A 14686-nucleotide genomic window follows, 5' to 3' on the forward strand; every position below is an offset into this window, starting at 1 on the left:
ATTGAGACGCATTCTGTCTGAATGAAAACACCTGTTATTTCAAACACAGAACAAATATCCTTCGCAATCTTCCACACCCTTCATTATCAACTGATATAACAAAGAGAGGCAAAAAACTGCCTCTCTTTTAAACATTTTAAATAGCTGTAAAATTTAGCCTTTTACTGCTCCACTCATTCCTTCTACATAGAATTTCTGTGTAAACATAAAGAGGATAGCAATCGGAATTGATACTACTACAGCACCTGCTGCAAAACATGTATACCAGCTGTTGATATACTCTTTCTCTAACATCTTCCATAAACCGATTGATACGGTAAACTGGTCTGCATTTGCACCACAGATAACCTTTGCAAATACGAAGTCAATCCATGGTCCCATGAAGGAAGTCAGGATGGTATATACAATAATTGGTTTACTAAGCGGAATGGTAATCTTAGTAAATACCTGCCATCTGCTTGCTCCATCGATGATTGCTGCCTCATCTAAGGACTTTGGAATGGTATCAAAGAATCCCTTTGCTACATAGAATCCAACACCACTACCTGCGGAGAATACAATAATCAACGCAATACGAATCATGGATCCTTCGGATAATCCCAGTGCCTTTAAGATAAAGTATACCGCAATCATGGACATGAAGGATGGGAACAGACCTAAAATCATTGCAATATTCATAAACGGTTTTCTCATTTTAAAACGCATTCTTGACATACAGTATGAAACTGAAAGTACAAAGATGGTTGAAATGATACAGGTAAAGATTGCAATAATCAGTGTATTCATGAACATCTTAGGGAAGTTCAGGATACTTGTATCTGTAAATATTTTAATATAATTGTCAAAAGTATAACTCTTCGGGAAGAAGGTCTCAACATAAGAACCTTTCTCCGCACGGAAGCTTGTAAGTACTACCCAGAATACCGGAAGTACCCAGATAAATGCTAATACTGCAAGAAATATATGAACCAAAACATTTACAAGTGTTTTACGTACTTTTGCGCCAGATGTGGCTGTTTTCTGCTTACTCATTACATGAATCCCTCCTCATCTTTGTAGGATGTGGTATTTCGATAAGTAACCAGGGCAACAATAGCCAATACCACGAATGTCATAATACCAATAACGGCACCCAGGTTATAATATTTCTTATCAACAGTCAACTTATACAACCAGGTAACCAGAAGGTCTGTCTTTCCTGCGGTTGCATCCACCGGCGTAGGATTTCCTCCGGACAGAAGGTAAATAACATTGAAGTTGTTGATGTTTCCTGTAAACTGCGTAATTAAGTACGGTGTCATTACGAATAACATATATGGCAGAGTAATTTTGAAGAAAGTCTGGACAGCGTTAGCACCGTCAATCTTTGCTGCTTCGTATAACTCAGCCGGAATGTTCTGTAAAATACCGGTTACCTGAAGAATCGTATATGGAATACCTACCCACAGGTTGATTACAATAACGGTAACTCTCGCCCAGATTGCCTTGGTAAAGAATGGCAATGCAGTGTCGATAATACCATATTTCATAAGCAGCGTGTTAACAATACCGGTTGGCTGTAACATACTTCTCATAATCAGAAGGGAAACGAACTGTGGTACTGCGATAGATAATACAAAGCAGAATCTCCAGAATCCCTTTGCCCTTGTTTCTTTCCGGTTGATAATGATTGCAAGAATCATACCAAAAATATAGTTTAATGCTGTTGCAAACACAGCCCAGATCAGGGTCCATCCTAATACGGAATAGAACTGTTTTCCAATACTGTCTCCAACATTCAATATTTTCTTAAAGGTAGCAAATCCAACCCAGTCGAATAACACTAAGTGTTCTCCAGACGTACTGTAGTTGGTAAATGCCATTGTAATATTGTAAATCAATGGAAGAACAGTAAAGAGCAAAATTCCCGTCAGTGGGAGTGCCAACAGCAATTTATGTAAATTTTGATCAAACAAACTCTTGAAGTCTTCTTTAAATGTGTTTAAATGCTTACCTGCTTTTGCCAGCAGTTCTGATTTATATGAACTTTTTACTGCTTCCCTCCATACAATGATAAACATGAAGGTAATATATAATGTTGCAACTCCATAAAGTAAGATAAGCTGTGAATTATCACCAGCCTGATATTCATAAATACTCTTTGCATCATTCCATACCTTTTCCCGCTCTCTCCATCCAAGTGATGGCAGCATGGAAACTGCATAGAATCCATAAGAAATCATGTAATAAAGATACGCAACCTCGATTGCCAAAAACATAAGACCTTTTACAATCTGTTTATGCGCAATATTGCCCAAGCCCATGATCAACATGGAGAGCTTAGTAATTGCATTTCCCTTAACTAACGCACCAGCAACAGTATATGGTGTCTGGAACTCTTTTGCTTTTTTCTTTTTTGTAGCAGCCTTCTTCACGCTATGGGCCTCCTATACTCTCTATAGTAAGACATCCAGGGTACCGTTTCCGGTATCCTGGAGTCCCCGGTTCTTTTCCAAACCGCTTTTTTAGGAATTCTTATAATGAACTTCCAATTACATCTTCTGCTTATTCAGCAACGTCTGTATTCATAGTTGTGTTCATTTCTTCTGTCTTCTCAGCAGCGTTGTCTTTTGTTACTTCGCCAGACTGGATATTTTTACCCATATTCTCTGCTGGTGACCAGTAGTTACCCATTTCTTTACATAATGGCTGCATGATAGATGTATCTGTCATAACATTTGTAACTGCTGTTGCGATTGGATCGTCAGCTAAAGAGATGTTGATGTTTGAAGGAAGGATGTTTCTCATTTCATAATGAGCTGTCTGAGCCTTCTCACCTGCTAAGTAAGCTGCAAGAGACATAGCTACCTGCTGGTTCTCAGCATTAGGGTTAACACCGATTGCTTTAGATCCGATGAAGGATTTCATCTGGCCTTCTTTTCCGTCGATTGTAACGGTAGGAAGAGCTGCAACACCCATGTTGTCACCAAGTTTTTCTTTAACTGCATCAGCATCCCATGTTCCGGAGAATACTGCTGCTACACTGTCGCCTAATCCAGCAAGACCAGATCCGTCAGCATCTACTAAGAAGTTAGGGTTAGCTGCTAAGTCTACTAAGTACTCTGTAACTGCTGCTGCTTTGTCTCCACCGAAGTCGATACCAGCATCTGTATCAGTTCCATCACCGAATAATGTACATCCGTTAGCTACATAGAATGCCTGAATATACCAGGAATCAGTTAATTTGAAAGAAACTTTCTTTCCAGCTTCTCCAGCTTTCTCTAACATTGTATCAAAGTTCTTTACGTCATCCTCTGAGAATACGCTCTTATCATAGTACATGAACCATGTATTAGAGGTAAATGGGAATGCTACTACTGAATCGTTGTATGTAACAGATGCAAGAATAGAATCAGAGTTTGTAGATGTTACATATCCAAGATAATCTCCACCAAGCTCTGATAATGCGCCTGCAGATACCAGATCCGGGATGTTATCGTTAGCAAGCATGTAAACGTCTGCTGCTGCTTCAACGTCTTTTGTTACGTTGTCTTTTGCTTCACCCTCTGCACATACACCATAATTGAAGTTGATTTTCCAGTTTGGATGCTCAGCTGCAAATGCTTCACACTGATCCTGAAGCCAGTTTGTATCCTGATCTTCCTGTGGGCTCCATACTGTTAAGTCACCCTCCCAAGCTTCATCTTCTGCTGCAGCTTCTTTTTCTGTTGCTGCTACTACTTCAGTATCTTTCTTGTCTGTGTTCTTGTCTGTGTTCTTGTCTGCGTCTTTGCTACCGCATCCTACCATGGATACTGCCATAGCTGTTACAAGAAATAATGATAATGCTTTCTTTTTCATTTTCTTCCTCCTTAAAAATGTGATTTCGATTAAGCATTTATATAAAACGGTAATCCGTTCTATATCATATAGAAATTATCTGCGGTATACTGCCGCAATGGTGCGGATCCACGCTCTTCGTTCTTCACTCAGAGTATCTTTTCCCACCCGCCATTTCCAGTTCTGTCCGACTGTGGATGGCTGATTCATTCTGGCCTCATTGCCAAGCTGTAAAATATCCTGCATTGGAATAATTACCACATCCGCTATGCTTGAATAAGCCAGACGGATTAAGGCGTCCGGAATTTCTTCCTTCGAGCCGATATTCAAATATTCATAGAGGTAAGCCAGTTCATATTCTGTCTTATCCCGGAAATAACCAACAACAGTATCATTATCATGTGTTCCGGTATATACCACTATGTTATTTTCTTCAAAGTTATGTGGAAGATTTTCATTTCCTGTATTTCCATCAAATGCAAACATCAGGATTTTACTTCCAGGCCATCCAATTCTTGCAAGAAGCTTTCTGCTCCCGGCGATGGCACTTCCGGCATTGTCTGCTATGATTCTGCAGTCACCGGCACTTTCTTCCATCACATCTGTCAATTTCTTTCCAGGACCCTTGTTCCATTTCCCATTGCAGCAATCCTTTTCCCGAAACGGAATCGTATAGTACCTTACAACTCCAAGGAAGTGGTCAATCCGGATTACATCATATAATGCTGCGTTTTTCTCAATCCGGTGTCTCCACCAGTCAAACCGGTACTCTTCCATATAAGAGTAATCATATACGGGATTGCCCCATTTCTGACCTTCTTCTGAAAAATTATCCGGCGGGCTGCCTGCTACATACTGCTGGCTTCCGTCTTCTTCTAATAAGAAGAGTTTCCGGTCTGCCCACACATCAGCACTGTCCATTGCCATATACAGCGGTATATCCCCAATAATCTGTATTCCTCTTGTATTTGCGTACTGTTTTAAGAATTTCCACTGTTCATAAAATTTATACTGGCAGAATTTCCAAAACAGGATCTCTTCTTTTAGTAATTCTGTGTATTCCTGTAATGCCTCCGGTGTACGATTTCTGATTCCCGGTTCCCATGCCATCCATTCCCGGTTATTTTCTTTTCCTTTGACTGCCATGAACAATGCATAATCAGCCAGCCAGCAATCATTGTCTTCTTCAAACTTCCGGAAAGAAGGCTTTGCGGTATCAAACCGTTCAAATGCTTTCTTTAATATCTGAAAACGGTTTTCAAAAAGATTGGCATAATCAACATCTTTCTCATCTGCACCCCAGTTATAGCTTCGAATCTCGCTTTCCATAAGCAGACCGTCGCGAACCAGGTCATCTAAATCTATCAAATACGGATTTCCTGCAAATGCTGATATTGACTGATACGGGCTGTCTCCAAAACTGGTTGGTCCAATCGGAAGTATCTGCCAGTATCTTTGTTTCAGGTCTACAAGTAAGTCTACGAAATTGAAAGCTGCATCACCCAGAGTTCCGATTCCATAATCAGATGGAAGACTTGTTATTGCCATCAGGATTCCTGCTCCTCTGGTTAGTCTCTTTGCCTCCAATGTTTTTCCCCCACATCGGTTTTTGTTTTTTGCTTTTCGTTAATTTTCGTATCTGAGGTTATTTTACGTCTTTTTAACAACTTTGTCAAACAAAACAGTCCTTTTAGCATCATTTTTGCCGTTTTTAACGGAATTCGCATTGTTTTTTTGGTTATATTGCTATTTAAAACCCTGTTTTTTTCGAAAAATAATATTTTGCAGTACTTGCACCTGTCATGCAAATTCTATATAATACAGAATATAAGAGGTTTTTGATATGATTTTACTTAAAATATACCAGATTTATGGAGGCTTGTTATGGTCACAATTAAAGATATTGCCAACCGGCTCGGTATTTCCGTCAGCACTGTTTCCAAAGGATTAAACGGTGCCAGTGATATCAGTGAAGATTTACGGCAGATGGTTCTTGATACCGCTGTAGAAATGGGATATCAGTCCAAGAAGATGAAAAAGGACGAAAACAAGAAGCTTTGCCTTTTTATAGAAAATATGGACTATGAAACAGCCAACCAGTTCGGATACGAAATCATCCTGGGTTTCCGTCAGGCTGCTTTCCGGGATGGCTGGTCCGTCAGTGTAATTCCGGTTACTCCGGCTTTCCAGATGACTGAAAAATATGATACTTACATGTTAAAGAACGGTTATTCCGGCGGGTTCCTGGTAGGCTTTGCTCTCCATGATGACTGGATGCGGCAGCTTGCCTTCACCTCCATTCCGACCGTTCTTTTCGATAATTATATTAAGAAGAATCCACATGTGTGCTATGTAGGAACAGATAACTCTGAAGGAATTGAATCTGCAGTCGACCATCTCTATCAGCTTGGTCACAAAAAGATTGCTTTTCTCAACGGTTCTCTCTATTCCATGGTCAGTGAGAAACGCTATCAGGCATATTTAGATGCCATGAAATCCCACAATCTTCCAGTAGAAGAAGATATGGTTGCACATGGCTACTATGTTGCAGACAGTGCAAAATATCATGTACCGAATTTTCTTGCTGCCGGAGCAACAGCAATTCTCTGTGGTAATGACCTGATTGCTTCCGGAGTCATTACAGAATGCCGGCTTCGAGGTTTTTCTGTTCCGGATGATATCAGTGTGGTTGGTTTTGACGACCTGCCGATTTCTTCTTTCTTAGAGCCGCCACTGACTACAGTCCGTCAGGAAAGAACCGAGCTCGGCAAATGTGGATATGCTGCTCTGAGTAACCTTATTAATCATGTCTCCGTCAGCATGACTTTACTGCGTCCGCAGCTTATTACAAGAGCTTCTACTGCTCCATGTGCAGAGAGAGAAGAAGAGGCAGAAGAAGAATAGGACTATTCACAAAGGGAACATCACAACAATGGAAATGTGCTTTGCGGATTTCCGGCATAAAAAAAAAGAAAACGACCGTTTCCTTTTTTAATGCCCGCGACCGGAATCGAACCGGTACTGTGTCACCACAACAGGATTTTAAGTCCTGCGCGTCTGCCAGTTCCGCCACGCGGGCAAGCATCTTTTTATGGTTACATAAAAAAATTCTCATTGCATAACCACAACGAGAATGGGCAGAGGTGGATTCGAACCACCGAAGCAATTTGCAGCAGATTTACAGTCTGTCCCCTTTGGCCACTCGGGAATCTGCCCATTTATCAGTCATTAATTGTCCTGACGAATATAGATTATAGCATAACGCCCTGCTGTGTGCAAGGCGTTTTATGCATTTTTTGCATTTTTTATTCTTCCGGATTCTTTCCTTTCAGAATGACAGCTGCATGCTTTGGCAATGTAATATCCAATCTTCCATTGTCGATGTCATAGCTGACAGAAGAAATGGAGTATCCATTTTCACTGGTAAAAAGTATCTGTTCTAAAGTTCCATACTTCGGAAGCCCCACTGCCCATACAGACAAATCAATGTGCCGGATATTTTCATCATTATTTACAATAATGACAAACTGCTGTTCCCGGTTAAATCTTCCATAGCAGAGAAGATTATCCTCACCATTTAAAAATTTCACACTTCCGGTACGAAGTGCCGGGTTTTCTTTATGAATTCTGATGATATCACGATGGAAACGAATCAGTTCTTTATCTTCCCGGCCCCACGGATAAGTTCTGCGGTTATCCGGATCTGTAAATCCACATAGTCCGGCTTCATCACCGTAATAAACGGTAGGTGCTCCCGGCCAGGTCATCTGAATAACAACCGCCTCCCGTAGAACCGCTGTATTTACGCCCTCTTCTGCCGCTTTTGTTCCAAGGTGTTCCACTCTACCTACTTTATGATTGGTTCTGGTTAAAAATCTGGAATGGTCATGGTTGGAAAGTTCATTCATGGAGCACTGCAGCGATGGTGTCAAAAAGCTTGCCATATAATGCTTCATAGCGCCTTTAAAGTTCTCAAACTTTCCTATATTTTCCGGTTTAAAATCATCACTGTGTTTCTCCATTCCGGTAAGGAACCATGTCACCGGCTCCATAAAAGCATCATAGTTCATAACTGTATCCCACTGGTCTCCACCCAGCCAGTCTCTCGGGTCGCCGTAATGTTCTGCCAAAATCACTGCCTGTGGGTTGGCTTTCTTTACGGCATCACGGAATTCTCTCCAGAACTGATGGTTATATTCCGGACTGTGTCCCAGATCTGCCGCAACATCCAGTCTCCAGCCATCGGCATTATAAGGTGGAGAAACCCATTTTGCAGCCACATGCAGAATATAATCATGCAATGTATCTGAATCTTCGTAATTAAGCTTCGGCAATGTATCATGTCCCCACCAGCCATCGTAACTTCCGTTATCCGGCCACGCATTTTGATCATGGAACTGGAAAAAGTCATTGTACGGACTGTCCTTGCTGATATAGGCTCCCGGTTCATAGCCTGCTTCACTACGGTAGATTTTTTCACGATCCAGCCATTTATTAAAGGAACCGCAATGATTAAACACTCCATCCAGGATGACGCGGATGCCCCTCTGGTGCGCTTCCTTTACCAGCGTTGCAAAAAGTTCATTGCTTGCCTCCAAATTCCGTTTATCCGTCACGCGGGTGATATAGCGGCTGGCATGCTGGTTATTGCGGTCACCCGGTTGTAAAAGTTCTCCCTCATCCACCACTATTTTGCCGTAATGCGGGTCAATATAATCGTAATCCTGAATATCATACTTATGATTGGACGGAGAAACGAACAGTGGATTGAAGTATATCACCTCTATTCCAAGTTCTGTGAGATAATCCATTTTCTTTCTCACGCCCTCTAAATCTCCGCCATAAAATTCTGCTACCGAAAAATTCTCCGGGCATTTCTCCCAGTTATCTACCTTCTGACTGGTAGCACGGATATAGAAATATTCATCCGTCAACGGGTCGTTGGAAGTGTCTCCATTGTAAAAACGGTCTGTTAAAATCTGATACATAACCGCCCCTTTTGCCCAGTCCGGCGTGGAAAAACCCGGTACAATTTCAAAATTATACTGCGGTCTTGGTGTCTGATTCACGCCATAGCGGTCAAAGATACAGTGAAGCATTCCCGTCTCAATTTCAAAGTAATAGTAGAAATGCTCCTCTGTCATACGGATTTCTACGGAATAATAATCAAAGAGCCCCTCTGACTCGGTCTTTTCCATAAAATATTTTTTCTGTTCTGTACAAAGCCAGACTGCATCTACATTATCTCTTGCTGTACGAAAACGAATGGTCACCAGCTCTCCGACTTTGGGTTCTGCCGGACTACGATAATCTTCTGTTCCATCAGAAAAGAGTGCGCGTTTTCTAAGAATCGGGCGCATCTGCATAATATACTGCTGAATTCTGTTCAATTCATAAATCGATTGCTGTTTCTTCATCATCTTACAACAAGCCTCTCGTTTCTAAATAATTATTTTTATTACTATAATATACGAAAGTTCCAAAGATTACAACCAGAAAAGGACGGATACATTTTCCGTATCCGTCCCCTCTTTAAAGAAGTAACTCTATGAAATCTATTATATACCTAACTCCGCCTTTACGTCTGATACCCATTCTTCTACGGTACCATACCATTCAATCATTTCATTTAATTTGTCTTCTTCAATTTCAGTGTCTCCCTCTAACAGCTCTTTGTGCTGCTGTAAGACATCTGCCATTTCAACCATGGTATCAATCACATCCTGGTCGTATGCATCCGGATTCGCATTGATGGCATTCGCTACTTCATTGAATGATGTGCTTGCTTTATTGAATGCATCAATTGCAGCCTGTTTATCCGTTCCCCCGCAGGCAGCCAGTGAAATGCACATAGTTAATACCACTAAACATGAAATTATTTTCTTCATTTTTATCTTCCTCCTGTCTTTTGTGTGTCATCCTCGACTTAGATATATTTTACCATTCTTTCTTATCCAGCAGGAGATTCACGTCTCAAACGGCAGTAAAATGTACTGAATCGACATTCTTTTCCGACAGATTCAGACGGAGTACAAAATACTCTTTTTCCAATGAAAATGTATATACACCTCCATAGCGTTCCACAATGGCACAGATACTCCGGGTTCCGATACCATGTCCTTTTTTCTTTGAAACCGGGACTCCGTTTTCGAAGATTGGTGCTCCGGCACAGGAGTTTTTTATCTGTAAAAATACCTGCTGCTGTTTTTCATAAATCTGTACTTCTATTCTGGCTTCTTTTCCCTCTTTTTGTACTTCCCTGCAGGCATGGATGGCATTTTCCAGGGCATTAGACAATAGCACACACAAGTCAGTATCACTTATCACCGTCTTCGCTTTCATGCCGCCTTCCACTTTCATCACAATTCCTTCCGCTTCTGCCCTTCCTGCAAAGGATGACAAAATCAGATTCGCAGCTTCGTTTTCACAATACTGTATCACCTTCTGCTGTTCCAGCTCATTACAGATATCAGATATATAATCCTCTGCCTTCTGTATCTGATGGTTCTCCAAACAGGCATATAGATATTGTAAATGATGACGCAGGTCATGGCGGTAACGGCTGGCCAGATTCTGCGACTCCCGCAACGCCGTTATTTCACGCATGGACTGTGCTACCTGCATATCAAGGCTTTTCTGAATCTCCTTCATCCGGTTTTCTTCCTGCCCTTTTGTAAAGTTATACAACAAGAACACAAGATATGCCCCGCAACAGATAAACGGCATAAATTCCACAACAACCGGAGCCCCACTGGACAAAAGATCTGTGTACACCCTTGTCAGATAATCAAATACATAATACAGCACCGGTATCACACCAAACTGGCACTGCATTTTTCTGGAATAACCAGAAATATAGCGGACTGCCGGCGTCATAAAGTGCATCAGTCCAAACAGTAGTGGCAGCGTAATCAATAATTCCACCACATCCAGCATCAATACTCCTCCACCCAAAATTTCTACTGCAAGAAGTGCCAGCCAGCGTCGTAACTGGCAGCAAAGGTAGGCTGCCATCACAGAGAAAAATGGCCATAGCAATTTACCGGTCAGTCCACATAACAGTAAAATCAACGGAACATGTACCAGCAGCGGATAAATCTGCCTCAAAAAGCCATCATCCCATACATAGTAAATAATCCCCTGTGCAATCGGAATCAGTGCGATGCATATCCAGAATATGATCCGGTTTTTCCGCCGGTCCAGTGCATCACAGAAGGATGCCGCCAGCACACTTCCAAAAACACTGACTGCCACATTGTTAAAAAGGGACATCCAAAGGCTCATAACGTCACCTGCCCATCTTCAAATGCATTTTTCAGAAATGCACTCTTTATTTCATTGTATTTCCCTCTTGGAACAGGAATTTCCACAAGGCTTGACATCGTAATGGTACGATAAGAAAGATTCTTTATATATTCCAGATTCACAAGATATGAACGATGTGGACGTATAAAAGTTCCATAAGGCATAAGCTGCCGGCCCAGTTCATCCATGCTGCCGTTGCATTCATATACGGTTCCATCGGTCAGATGTATCAATAATGTCCTGTGGATTACTTCACAGTATTCCAGCTGTTTTAACGCAATCCGGGTAATTCCCGTCTTGCAGCGCAGTACAATACTGCTGCCATGCTCTTTTTCCATCTGTTCTAGCACAGAATCCAGCAGATGATAAAAGCTGCCCTTTTCAATCGGCTTCAACTGGTAATAATATGCTTTCACCTCATAAGACTGCACCGCAAACTCCACCGAAGAAGTAAGAAAAATAATTTTGATATTATTATCAAACTTCCGAATCTCGGATGCCGTTTGGATTCCATCTACCCCCGGCATTAAAATATCCAAAAACAAAATGTCAAAGCGGGTTCCTTTTTCCATTTCATTCAGCAAATCCAGCGGACTGTGATAGACTTTTGCATCTATTCTGTAATCACGCTCCCTGCGATACTCCTCCAGTAAGCTCTGCAGTTCTTTTAAAACCGTATCGTCATCATCGCAAAATGCTGCCTTTATCATGTTGTATCTCCCATCTATGTAGCAACTTTATCGAAATATTCTTTTCTCAAGATTCATTATAGGCAGTTTTGGAGCCGATGTCCACTGTTTGAGGGATGGGAGTTTTCTATGCGAGATAAGTGAGGAAAAAACTCCCTCACTTCCGCGATAGGCTCGGGAACAAGCTCCCTCACTTCCGCGATAGGCTCGGGAACAAGTTCCCTCGCTATCGCGGTATTCGTCAAAGTTCCAAGCTGTAAAAAAGAAACTCAAGCAAGCTTGGTTTCTTTTCCTCGCCTGTCACTTTTTCTCATTACTCGCGTAAAAAAAAGACGACCTTTCGCACGGTCGTCCTTTTAGGAGAAGGTATTTTTACTATGGGGTGTAGCAAAAATTATATAATGTATTGGGGGGTTTTTACGTTAATTATAGTACCATTTTCCCATTCAAAAGTGTGCACAAACTTCCAAAAAAAATCACATTCCTTTTATTCAATCTGTATAGTTCATAAATTTCATGGCGAAAATACCACTTATTTTTTGCACAAAAGAATGGCTTTTTTAGGCTTCTATTTTGGTCTGACCATTTTTTGCCCCTGCTTAGTCAGGATAGACGAGAAAATATATTTACTCACAAGCCATGGGAAACACGTTTTGTGAGTTTTTTTTAAAAAGAATGTGCCCTGGCACATTCTCGCGCCTGCGGCGGTCGCTTGCGACATCTACCTTATACGCCGCAGCGTGCATCCCCATGGAGTGGTTTTTGCTTTACAGGAAAGCAATTCCCTGTAAAGCAAAAAAAAGACAGCCACCGATCGGCTGCCCTTTTAAGGAGAAGGTATTTTTACTATGGGGTGTAGTAAAAACTATATATATAATGTATTGGGGGGTTTTTACATTAATTATAGTATCACCTCTCCCGTTTAAAGTGTGCACAAACTTCACAAAAGTTGTGCCTACTTTTTGTATACTTTATATAGTACCTTTTTCCCATTTTCGAAAAAACTTTCTATTTGTGTTCTATTCCTCCGTTGTCTCAGTTACAACATCAGCTCCGCTCTGGAATAATGCTTCAAATTCATCTCTTCCAATCTTTTCTTTTTCCAAAAGAAGGTCTGCTGATTTATGGAGTACATCACTATTTTCCTGAATGATTGCCCTTGCTTTGGCATAGCATTCGTCAATGATACGTTTTACTTCTTCATCAATTTTGGATGCCACACCCTCGCCATAGCCTCTGGTATGTGCAAGGTCTCTTCCGATAAACACTTCGTCATCATCATTGTTATAATTAATCAGTCCGACATTTTCAGAAAATCCATATTTCGTTACCATTGCTTTGGCAAGCTCGGTTGCCTGCTTGATATCCTGTGAAGCTCCGGTTGTGATATCATCAAAAATCAACTCTTCTGCCACACGTCCACCTAAGGAAACAATTATCTGCTGCAGCATTCTTCCCTTGGTATCAAACATTTCATCACGCTCCGGCAATGGCATCGTATAGCCTGCTGCTCCACCTCCGGTTGGGATAATGGATACGGTATATACCGGTCCCACATCTGGAAGTACATGGAATAAAATCGCATGACCCGATTCGTGATATGCGGTAATCTTCTTTTCTTTCTCGGTAATAATCCGGCTCTTCTTCTCCGGACCGACACCTACTTTCAAGAAGGATTCCTTAATATCTTTCTGGATAATATAACTTCTGTTTTCTTTGGCTGCAACAATTGCCGCCTCATTTAAAAGATTCTCCAGGTCTGCTCCGGTAAAACCTGCTGTAGTCTGTGCAATCTGTTTCAAATCCACATCCTCTGCCAGGGGTTTATTCTTTGCATGTACCTTTAAGATTTCTTCTCTTCCACCAATATCCGGACGTCCCACATGTACCTTACGGTCAAATCTGCCCGGACGCATGATAGCAGGATCTAAGATATCCACACGGTTGGTGGCTGCCATCACGATAATACCCTCGTTGACACCAAATCCGTCCATCTCTACCAGCAGCTGGTTTAACGTCTGCTCCCGTTCATCATGCCCGCCGCCCATACCGGTTCCTCTTCTTCTTGCCACTGCATCAATCTCGTCGATAAATACGATACATGGTGCATTTTTCTTGGCATCTTCAAAAAGATCACGTACACGGGATGCGCCGACACCCACAAACATTTCTACGAAATCAGAACCGGAAATACTAAAGAACGGAACGCCTGCTTCTCCGGCAACTGCCTTGGCAAGCAGAGTCTTACCGGTTCCGGGAGGTCCCACCAGAAGAACTCCCTTCGGGATTCTCGCTCCCAGTCTGGTATACTTTCTCGGCTCTTTTAAGAAATCTACGATTTCTTCTAATTCTTCTTTTTCTTCCCGCAGTCCTGCCACATTTTCAAAGGTTACATTGCGGTTCTCATCGGTGGTCATCTTTGCCCGGCTTTTTCCAAAATTCATCATCTTGCTGCCACCACCACCGCCTGCTGCCTGATTGTTCATAACAATCATAAACAGAATAAACATTGCTCCAAACACAAGTAAGAGCGGCAATAAATTCATCAGCCAGTTTTCTGCCGGAATATCATTCACCACATAAGAAGTAAATTTTTCCTTATCCATCAGCGATTGAGCCTCACTGACATCCAGCACATATAAGGTCTCTTCTGACTTATCCGTTTTGACAATATCCAGTCTTCCGGTTGGATAAACTCTGTTTGGCTGCACTTCTACAGATTTAATCTCATCATCAGCCAGTTCCTGTTTAAACTGGGCATAATTATAGTCATCCTGATTCAGATGCTGTCCGTCCAGTAAGAACCAGACCAAAACCACAACTACAATCAGACTGATATAAAAGCCCCATCCTCTATATGATTTCTTCACGCA

The 14686-nt window shown here is 41.6% G+C and carries 10 protein-coding genes and 2 tRNA genes; 1 reads left to right on the plus strand and 11 read right to left on the minus strand.

Annotated features, from left to right (window positions below; all coding sequences use genetic code 11):
- Positions 1-153: 153 nt before the first annotated feature.
- The 4 genes from DV740_RS08350 to malQ all read right to left on the minus strand — a co-directional run bounded on the left by DV740_RS08350 (position 154) and on the right by malQ (position 5367).
- Positions 154-1032, minus strand: coding sequence for a sugar ABC transporter permease (locus DV740_RS08350; protein WP_117947131.1), 879 nt, complete (start codon positions 1030-1032; stop codon positions 154-156).
- Positions 1032-2414 (minus strand): carbohydrate ABC transporter permease, encoded by a 1383-nt coding sequence (locus DV740_RS08355; RefSeq protein WP_118087830.1) that lies wholly within the window; start codon positions 2412-2414, stop codon positions 1032-1034. The genes DV740_RS08350 and DV740_RS08355 overlap by 1 nt, the downstream gene beginning before the upstream one ends.
- Positions 2415-2544: 130 nt before the next feature.
- A complete protein-coding gene (locus DV740_RS08360; RefSeq protein ID WP_118087831.1) occupies positions 2545-3840 on the minus strand; it encodes an extracellular solute-binding protein in 1296 nt (431 codons plus the stop codon).
- Positions 3841-3915: 75 nt separating this feature from the next.
- Positions 3916-5367, minus strand: a complete 1452-nt coding sequence (gene malQ, locus DV740_RS08365; RefSeq protein ID WP_197420814.1) for a 4-alpha-glucanotransferase — start codon at positions 5365-5367, stop codon at positions 3916-3918.
- Positions 5368-5703: 336 nt separating this feature from the next.
- On the opposite strand from malQ, the gene DV740_RS08370 reads away from it, so the two are divergent.
- A complete protein-coding gene (locus tag DV740_RS08370) occupies positions 5704-6723 on the plus strand; it encodes a LacI family DNA-binding transcriptional regulator (protein WP_117841617.1) in 1020 nt (339 codons plus the stop codon).
- Positions 6724-6814: 91 nt separating this feature from the next.
- Here DV740_RS08370 and DV740_RS08375 read toward each other — a convergent pair.
- The 7 genes from DV740_RS08375 to ftsH form a co-directional block, all read right to left on the minus strand.
- Positions 6815-6898: transfer RNA gene (locus tag DV740_RS08375), tRNA-Leu, on the minus strand.
- Between the two features lie 55 nt (positions 6899-6953).
- Positions 6954-7035, minus strand: a tRNA-Tyr gene (locus tag DV740_RS08380).
- A gap of 89 nt (positions 7036-7124) precedes the next feature.
- Positions 7125-9236, minus strand: coding sequence for an alpha-glycosidase (locus DV740_RS08385; RefSeq protein ID WP_118087983.1), 2112 nt, complete (start codon positions 9234-9236; stop codon positions 7125-7127).
- 141 nt (positions 9237-9377) lie between these two features.
- Positions 9378-9707 carry an LptM family lipoprotein gene (locus DV740_RS08390; protein ID WP_118087832.1) on the minus strand — a complete coding sequence of 110 codons (330 nt, stop codon included), beginning with the start codon at positions 9705-9707 and terminating at the stop codon, positions 9378-9380.
- Between the two features lie 85 nt (positions 9708-9792).
- Positions 9793-11103: a sensor histidine kinase gene (locus tag DV740_RS08395; RefSeq protein ID WP_242986082.1), complete on the minus strand. Its 1311-nt coding sequence runs from the start codon at positions 11101-11103 to the stop codon at positions 9793-9795.
- Positions 11100-11834 carry a LytR/AlgR family response regulator transcription factor gene (locus tag DV740_RS08400; protein WP_117697707.1) on the minus strand — a complete coding sequence of 245 codons (735 nt, stop codon included), beginning with the start codon at positions 11832-11834 and terminating at the stop codon, positions 11100-11102. Before DV740_RS08400 ends, DV740_RS08395 begins: the two co-directional genes overlap by 4 nt.
- A gap of 998 nt (positions 11835-12832) precedes the next feature.
- Positions 12833-14683, minus strand: coding sequence for an ATP-dependent zinc metalloprotease FtsH (gene ftsH, locus DV740_RS08405; protein ID WP_022242335.1), 1851 nt, complete (start codon positions 14681-14683; stop codon positions 12833-12835).
- Positions 14684-14686 lie beyond the last annotated feature (3 nt).

This window comes from Roseburia sp. AF02-12 (assembly GCF_003461765.1).
GTDB classification, from domain to species: Bacteria; Bacillota; Clostridia; order Lachnospirales; family Lachnospiraceae; genus Roseburia_C; species Roseburia_C amylophila.

Coding starts and splice junctions, on each gene's coding strand:
- DV740_RS08370 (WP_117841617.1), top strand. CDS start 5,704: ATGGTCACAATTAAAGATATTGCCAACCGGCTCGGTATTTCCGTCAGC.
- DV740_RS08360 (WP_118087831.1), bottom strand. CDS start 3,840: ATGAAAAAGAAAGCATTATCATTATTTCTTGTAACAGCTATGGCAGTA.
- DV740_RS08350 (WP_117947131.1), bottom strand. CDS start 1,032: ATGAGTAAGCAGAAAACAGCCACATCTGGCGCAAAAGTACGTAAAACA.
- DV740_RS08400 (WP_117697707.1), bottom strand. CDS start 11,834: ATGATAAAGGCAGCATTTTGCGATGATGACGATACGGTTTTAAAAGAA.
- DV740_RS08395 (WP_242986082.1), bottom strand. CDS start 11,103: ATGAGCCTTTGGATGTCCCTTTTTAACAATGTGGCAGTCAGTGTTTTT.
- malQ (WP_197420814.1), bottom strand. CDS start 5,367: ATGGCAATAACAAGTCTTCCATCTGATTATGGAATCGGAACTCTGGGT.
- DV740_RS08390 (WP_118087832.1), bottom strand. CDS start 9,707: ATGAAGAAAATAATTTCATGTTTAGTGGTATTAACTATGTGCATTTCA.
- DV740_RS08385 (WP_118087983.1), bottom strand. CDS start 9,236: ATGAAGAAACAGCAATCGATTTATGAATTGAACAGAATTCAGCAGTAT.